Raw genomic sequence first — 5,080 nt, 5'->3', positions numbered from 1 at the left:
GTGGCCGGGCTGGCCGCGCTGGTGCGGCAGAAGTACCCGGACCTGACCGCCAGGCAGGTCATGAACCGGATCAAGTCCACGGCGGCCCACCCCGCCGCCAACGGCGGCCACGACAACCTGGTCGGCTACGGGATGATCAACCCGATCGCGGCGCTGACGGCGTTCATCCCGGCGGAGAAGGGCATCGCGCCGGACAAGGCGGTCGCGGTGCCGTTCACGATGCCGCCGGCCCACTCTCGTGACTGGACGCCGATGCAGGTGGCGATGATCGGCTCCGGCGGCGGCCTCGGGGTGCTGCTGCTCACGCTGTTCGTGGTGCACACGGTCCGCCGCAACCGCCGCGACGCGGAGGAAGCCGGCCCGCGACACCACCTCTAGCGGGCCTGGCCGGCCAGCTTCCGGACCTCCGCGCGGATCTCGTCGCGTGGCAGGGGGTTGACGCTCATCCACTCGGCGTCGCCGGCCAGGCGGAACCGGCCGCGCTCGGTGTCGAGCCAGCGCAGCTCCTCGCCGACCCGCGTCCACTGGTCCTCGGTCTCGTCCCGGCGGGCGATGCCGACCTGGCCGTTGCCCAGCACGGGCTGCAGGTGCGAGACCATCCGCCGCGCGACGCGGTCGTCGATGCCCTGCGCCCGCAGCACCTCGTCGACCTCCTGGGCCATGAGCGGCTCGTTCCGCGCCACCAGCGCCTCGAACGTCGCCTCCAGCGCCCGTCTCGGCAGGCTGAACGGCGCGGTCAGCGGTGTCTCCGCACGCGGCACGAGCCGCACGAGGTCGTCGAGCGCCTCGTCCAGCGTGACCGCCTTCATGCGGACCAACGACTCCGGCGACGCGAGGTCCTGGGTGACCAGCAGCGCCTCGTCCCGGTGGACCAGCACGGCCGCGGCGAGCGTGGGCTCCTCCTTGGCGAGCACCATGTCGACGACCCCGGTGCACGACCGCAGCAGGAACACGAAGTCCTCGGCCACGCCGAGCGGTCCGTTCTCGTCCGCGAGGCCGCGCTCGGTCAGCTGCTCACGCGCGGACCGGAACAGCGCGCGCTGCTCGACGTCCGTCTCCCCCGAGGCCGGGATCTCCAGCGGGAACGGCGCCTCCACCTCGGCGAACACGCACAGCAGGTCGACCTCGACCGGGTGCAGCGGGGCTCCGGCGTTGACTCGGACATCCATCAGCCGTAGTTGAACTTCGTCAGGTTGTTCGTGTCCACCTGCGTGTACGTGCGCGCGGTGTTCTCGGCCGCGAGCACGAACTCCTCCATGTGCGCGACCGCGAGGTCCAGCTGGCCGCGCAGGCCGCGCGCGCTGCCCAGCCGGTCGGTGAACTTCTCCGCCAGCTCCTGGCCGACCGGGCTGGTGCCCAGCATCGGCGCGAAGTTCGGCGTGGCCAGCTCCGCGACCTCACCAGTGATCCGGTCGAGTTGCCCGCGCACGTCCGCCACCGCCTCCGCGAAGGCCTGGACCTGCGCTGGATCGACCGACCAGCCGCCCGAGGACGTGCTGCCGGTGGGTCCGTCGACGTACATCCCTTACCCCCTAGAGCCCGATGACCGGCGGTGCGGCCTTGAGGTCCGAGGAGAACAGGTCCTCCTCGATCGGCACGCTCCTGCGGTGCTCGCCGTCCTCCTCGTCCTCTTCCCGGCGGCCCGTACCGGCACCGCCGGAGCCGTAGCCGGCCTTGCTGAACCGGCCGCGCCCGCGGTACTCGCCGTCGCGGCGGCCCGCGCCACCCATGCCTTCGGAGAGGCCGCCACGTCCACCGGCTCCCCTGCCGCCCGCACCACGTCCACCGGCGCCCGCACGTCCACCAGCGCCACCACGTCCGCCGGCACCGCCGCGACCACCGGCACCCCGGCCACCCGATCCGCCACCGAGCCCGCCGGCGCCACGACCGGCGGTCGCACCACGGCCGGTCGCCGAACCTCGGCCGACTCCCGTGCCGAGGCCCCGGCCGCCGCCGGTGCCCAGGCCGGGCACGCCGGGGAACTGACCGTTGCCGAGGCCGAAACCACCGCCTCCGCCGCCACCGCCACCGGTGCCCAGCCCGGGCGCACCGGAGACGTTGGGGCCGAGGCCGGTCAGCGACTGCCAACGGCCCTCCGGCCCGCCGGCGAACGACGGGTCGGTCACGTGGTTGCCGTCCATCGGCGGCGGGCTCGGCTTCACCACGCCGCCGCCGGGCGGCGGGGCCGGGATGCCCGGCTGGCCGATGCCCGGGTCGGGCCGCGAGCCGATGGGGCTGCCCGGGTTCGCGCCGTCCGACGGGCCGCCGAACTGCGGGGTGACCTGGTCGATGCCGACCAGCGCGCCCTCGAAGCGCTCCATGGTCTGCACGGCCTTGCGCTTCATCTTCTTCTTCTTGTTGCCGAAGCCGAACGCGCTGGCGATGCCGCCGATGGCCGCGCCGAACGCGGCGCCGACCGGGCCGCCGACCGCGAACCCGGCAGCCGCGCCGCCACCCGCGGTCGCCAGCCAGTTGTTCTTCGGCATGCCGGGCATCGTGTCCTGCGCGGACCGCAAGGCGCCGCTCGCGTCCTTGATCGGACCGGACATCTTCTGGGCGGTGTCGCCGAGCTCACCGATCCAGCGGGCGTTGGTCATGACCGTGTCGACCGCCTCGTCGGCGGCCTGGCCACTCCAGAACTGCATCAGCTTGCCGAGCGAGCGCTGCAGGTCGTCGGAGGCCTGGGACACCGCGGTGCCGTGCCGGCTCCACTCACCGGCGAGGGCGTCCAGCTGGCCCACGCTCGACTTCTCGGCCACCATCTTGATCAGCGACTCGAGGCCGTAGCCGTTCCAGTTCACCCCGCCGCTGACCCACTGGTCGTTCTCCTCGCGTCTGCGCCTGCGGTCGTCCTGGGCCGCCTGCGCCGCCGCGGCGGCCCGTGTTCGCGCGTCCGCGACCTGCTGGAGGAGTTGCTCGAAGCCCACGCCCCCGCCCTCCCGATCATCGATTCCGACGGTCACGCTACTGGATCGCACCGACACAAAGGAGGCGAACCGGCCTCAACTTTCCGCAGGCAAACAATTCCGGCCGAACTCGCCCGCTCATCGTCGAAGCGACCGCGCCAACCCGCGCACGGCCGACGCGAGGTCGTGGCCGTGCAACGGGTTCACCGACAGCCAACCACCATCGTCGGTATCCACCAACTGGAACCTTCCCCTGTCCGTGTCCAGCCAGCGCAGCTCGGCGCCGGCCCGCCGCCACTGGTTCGCGTAGCCGCCGCGGGTCGCGAGGCCCATCTGTCCGTTGCCGAGCACGGGCTGGAGGTGCGTGACCAGCCGCCGCGCGAGCCGGTCGGTGATGCCGTGCCGGACCAGCAGTTCCTCCCACTCGCCGACGCCGAGCGGCTGCCCCCGCCGTTGCAGGAGCGTCCGGTAGACCTGGTTCAGGGCGGTCTTGGGCAGGGAGAACGGCGCGGCGAGCGCGGCATCGTGCTCCGGGATCAGGTAGAGCAGCTCGTCGACGGCGTCGTCGAACGGCAGCTCGGCCATGCTGACGCTGTCCGGCGCGGACAGGTCCTGCGTCACCAGCACGGCCAGGTCCTGCCTGGCCAGCAGCACCACACCGACGGTGTCCGCGCCGATGGACAGCACGAGGTCGAGGGACATCGGCGCGTCCTGCAGGAGGTAGGTGAACGCCTCGGCGACCCCCAACGGGCCCCGCTCGTCCGCGAGGCCACGCGCCGCGAGCCGCTCCCCGGCCGTCCGCAGCACGGCACGGCGTTCCGTCCCCGTCACGCCGTTCGACGGCACCCGCAGCGGGAACGGGGGCGCGGAGTCGGCCGCCGTGCACAGCAGGTCGACCTCGGCCACGCCCATGGCGACCGCGGACCCGGCACCGATGATCATCAGCCCCGCTTCGACCACGACTCGGGGAGGTACTTGCCGAACGTGTCCGCGGTGCTCTGCTCCTGCTCGTCGTAGGTGCGGGCCGCGTCCTCGGCACTGGTCACGAAGTCGTCCATGCGTTTCATGGCCTCGGCCAGCATGGCGCGCAGGCCGTCGGCCGAGTTGAGCCGGTCGTCGAACTTCTTGGCGAGCTGCGTGCCGACGGGGCTGGTGCCCAGCTGCGGGGTCAGCTCGGTGCCCTGCATCCGGTTCACCTTCGCCTGCACGGCGTCGAGATAGGAGCGGGCCCGCGTGACGGCGTCGGAGAAGGCACGCAGGCGGTAGGAGTCGACCTCCCAGCCGTCGGCCTTCCGCAAGGGCACGGCGGCCGGCTCCTGCATGCCGACGTCGTCCACCTGGCCCTGGTTGCCGGACGACGGGTCCGCCGGGTTGGGCTGCGTGGTCGACGAGTCGGGCTGCGTGGCCGACGGATCCACCGGCTGCGTGGGCGACGAGGCACCCGCTGACGGATCGGCCGGCGGGACAGGCGACGGAGCACCCGCCGAGGGATCGGCCGGCGGGACAGGCGACGGGGCACCCGCTGACGGGTGAGCCGGCGTGGCAGGCAACGGGGCGCCGGCCGACAGATCGGCCGGGTGGGCGGTCGAAGGGTCCGGAGCCGGTGCGGCCGAGGTGTCGGACGTGGGCATCGCCGGCGGCGGGGCCGGCGTGCCAGCAGTGCCATCGGGGGCGGCCGGTGCGCCGACGGTGCCATCGGTGGTCGGAGGTGTGCCAGCGGTGCCGGCCGGTGCGCCGGTGACACCATCGGTCGCGCCTGGTGCGGCTGGTGTGCCGGCGTCCGGCGCCGCTGGTGCGCCGGACGACCCCGGCGTGCCTGCGTGCGGCGCCCCGGGCAGGGGAGCGCCGCCCGACGGATCCGGAACGGGTGCGGCCGATGTGCCAGGCGCCGGCACCGCCGACGAACCAGCGCCACCATCGGGCGCGCCGGTGGTGGGAGTGCCTGTGGCGGGCGGGCCGCCAACCGCCAGCGTTCCGGTCGCCGGAGGCGGTGGGGTGCCGCCCGCGAAGCCCGGCGTGTGCGCGGCGGACGGGTCGGGCGCCGGTGGCGCGGCCACCCCAGCGGGCGTGCCGGCCGAGGCATCCGGCCTGACCGTGTTCGACAGATCGGGCATCAGCACGGGCGCCGAACTACTCACGCCACCCGGTCCACCCACGATCGGCAGGCCGGCCGC

General features: G+C 73.8%; 5 protein-coding genes and 1 pseudogene. 1 reads left to right on the top strand and 5 read right to left on the bottom strand.

The features are described from left to right. A pseudogene (locus tag ACJ73U_RS34510) lies at nucleotides 1-378 on the top strand (serine protease); the annotation flags it as partial. Here the strand turns inward: ACJ73U_RS34510 and ACJ73U_RS34505 are convergent. The 5 genes from ACJ73U_RS34505 to ACJ73U_RS34485 form a co-directional block, all read right to left on the bottom strand. After that, nucleotides 375-1,169: an ESX secretion-associated protein EspG gene (locus ACJ73U_RS34505; protein ID WP_407781947.1), complete on the bottom strand. Its 795-nt coding sequence runs from the start codon at nucleotides 1,167-1,169 to the stop codon at nucleotides 375-377. The pseudogene ACJ73U_RS34510 and the gene ACJ73U_RS34505 sit on opposite strands and share 4 nt — an antisense overlap. Continuing rightward, nucleotides 1,169-1,522, bottom strand: a complete 354-nt coding sequence (locus ACJ73U_RS34500) for a hypothetical protein (RefSeq protein ID WP_407781946.1) — start codon at nucleotides 1,520-1,522, stop codon at nucleotides 1,169-1,171. The genes ACJ73U_RS34505 and ACJ73U_RS34500 overlap by 1 nt, the downstream gene beginning before the upstream one ends. Before the next feature lie 10 nt (nucleotides 1,523-1,532). Then, complete coding sequence (locus tag ACJ73U_RS34495) at nucleotides 1,533-2,963, bottom strand: WXG100 family type VII secretion target (protein WP_407781945.1); 1,431 nt, start codon at nucleotides 2,961-2,963, stop codon at nucleotides 1,533-1,535. Between the two features lie 81 nt (nucleotides 2,964-3,044). Then, on the bottom strand, nucleotides 3,045-3,866 hold the full coding sequence (locus tag ACJ73U_RS34490) for an ESX secretion-associated protein EspG (protein WP_407781944.1): 822 nt from the start codon (nucleotides 3,864-3,866) through the stop codon (nucleotides 3,045-3,047). After that, nucleotides 3,848-4,324: a hypothetical protein gene (locus ACJ73U_RS34485; RefSeq protein WP_407781943.1), complete on the bottom strand. Its 477-nt coding sequence runs from the start codon at nucleotides 4,322-4,324 to the stop codon at nucleotides 3,848-3,850. Before ACJ73U_RS34485 ends, ACJ73U_RS34490 begins: the two co-directional genes overlap by 19 nt. Nucleotides 4,325-5,080: the final 756 nt, after the last annotated feature.

Origin of the sequence: Actinophytocola sp. (genome assembly GCF_045807065.1) — a bacterium.
Taxonomy (GTDB): domain Bacteria; phylum Actinomycetota; class Actinomycetes; order Mycobacteriales; family Pseudonocardiaceae; genus Actinophytocola.
Note: the sequence above shows the minus strand (reverse complement) of the source record. Positions and strands in the feature narration are given on the sequence as shown.

Coding starts and splice junctions, on each gene's coding strand:
- ACJ73U_RS34505 (WP_407781947.1), bottom strand. CDS start 1,169: ATGGATGTCCGAGTCAACGCCGGAGCCCCGCTGCACCCGGTCGAGGTC.
- ACJ73U_RS34500 (WP_407781946.1), bottom strand. CDS start 1,522: ATGTACGTCGACGGACCCACCGGCAGCACGTCCTCGGGCGGCTGGTCG.